This is a genomic window from Streptomyces sp. NEAU-YJ-81 (genome assembly GCF_017592595.1).
GTDB lineage: Bacteria > Actinomycetota > Actinomycetes > Streptomycetales > Streptomycetaceae > Streptomyces > Streptomyces hygroscopicus_B.
In genome coordinates this window covers 1-1380 of sequence record NZ_JAGFNO010000113.1, presented here as the reverse complement: position 1 = coordinate 1380, position 1380 = coordinate 1, and the positions used below count along the sequence as shown (strand labels likewise).

The 1380-nt window shown below is 71.1% G+C and carries 1 protein-coding gene; it reads left to right on the top strand.

The features are described 5' to 3' along the window. Window positions 1-40 precede the first annotated feature (40 nt). The coding region (locus J5X86_RS50130) for an SDR family oxidoreductase (RefSeq protein ID WP_308125000.1) at window positions 41-1380 on the top strand (1340 nt) is incomplete at its 3' end.

Below are 1380 nucleotides of genomic sequence, written 5' to 3'. Positions count from 1 at the left end.
TTTCCAGGGGTTGAAGCGTGCGTGGCGGCGTGATGGTGAGGTGTTCGCGGAGGTCGAGCTGCCGGAGGGAGAGCGGGAGCGGGCGGGTCAGTTCGGTCTGCATCCGGCGTTGTTCGACGCGGCGTTGCACGCGATGGGTGTGAGCGAGGGCCTCGCGGGTGGTTCGGGGAGTCAGCTGCCGTTCTCCTGGCGTGGGTTCGCCCTGGAGGCGGTGGGTGCGACATCGCTGCGCGTGCGGCTGGCGCCGGCGGGCACCGGGTCGGATGCGGTGTCGGTGCTGGTGGGGGATGAGTCGGGCCGTGGGGTGGCGTCGGTCGAGTCGCTGGTCCTGCGACCGGTTGCAGCCGATCAGCTGAACGCCGTGGCCGGGGCGGCGCGGGATGCGCTGTTCCGGGTGGAGTGGGTGGACGTGCCCGCGGCTGTGGTGGCGGGGGGTGAGGTCGCGCCGCGGACGGAGGTGATGCGGGTGGTCTCCGATGGTGTGGATGTGGTGGGTGAGACGTATGGGCGTGTGCTTGAGGTTTTGGAGCGGGCGCAGGGGTGGTTGGCGGATGAGGACCGTGCGGGTGAGCGGTTGGTGGTGGTGACCCGGGGCGCTGTCGATGCGGGCGATGGCGTAAGGGATTTGGCGGGGGCCGCGGTGTGGGGTCTGGTGCGGTCCGCGCAGGCGGAGAATCCCGGGCGTCTGGTGCTGGTGGACACCGATGACGTGGACGGACTCGAGGGTGTTCTTCCCGGGGTGCTGGCTCTGGGGGAGGAGCAGGTGGTGGTGCGGTCGGGTGCGGTGCGGGTGCCGCGCCTGGGCCGGTCGCTGCCTTCGGGCGACGCTCCGGAGTCGGGGGTGTTCGGTTCTGGCGCGGTGCTCGTGACCGGTGGCACGGGTGTGCTGGGCGGCTTGGTGGCCCGGCATCTGGTGACCCGGCATGAGGTCAAGAAGCTGGTGCTGCTGTCTCGCCGTGGTGCGGAGGCCGAGGGCGCGACGGAGCTGCGGGCGGAGCTGGAAGCGTCTGGCGCCGAGGTGGTGATCGCGGCGTGTGACGCTGCGGACCGGGAGGCTCTGGCCGGGGTGTTGTCGGGGTTGCCGGCGGGCTTCGTCTTGAGCGGCGTGGTGCATGCGGCGGGCGTGCTCGATGACGGGCTGCTGACGTCGCTGACCCGTGAGCGGGTTGAGTCGGTGCTGCGGGCGAAGGTGGACGCGGCGTGGAATCTGCATGAGCTGACCGCGGGGATGGATCTGTCGGCGTTTGTGTTGTTCTCGTCGGCTACTGGTGTGCTGGGTGGCGCGGGGCAGAGCAACTACGCGGCGGCGAATGTGTTCCTGGACGGGCTGGCGTCCTGGCGCCGGACCCGGGGGCTGCCGGGTGTGTCGATGGCGTGGGG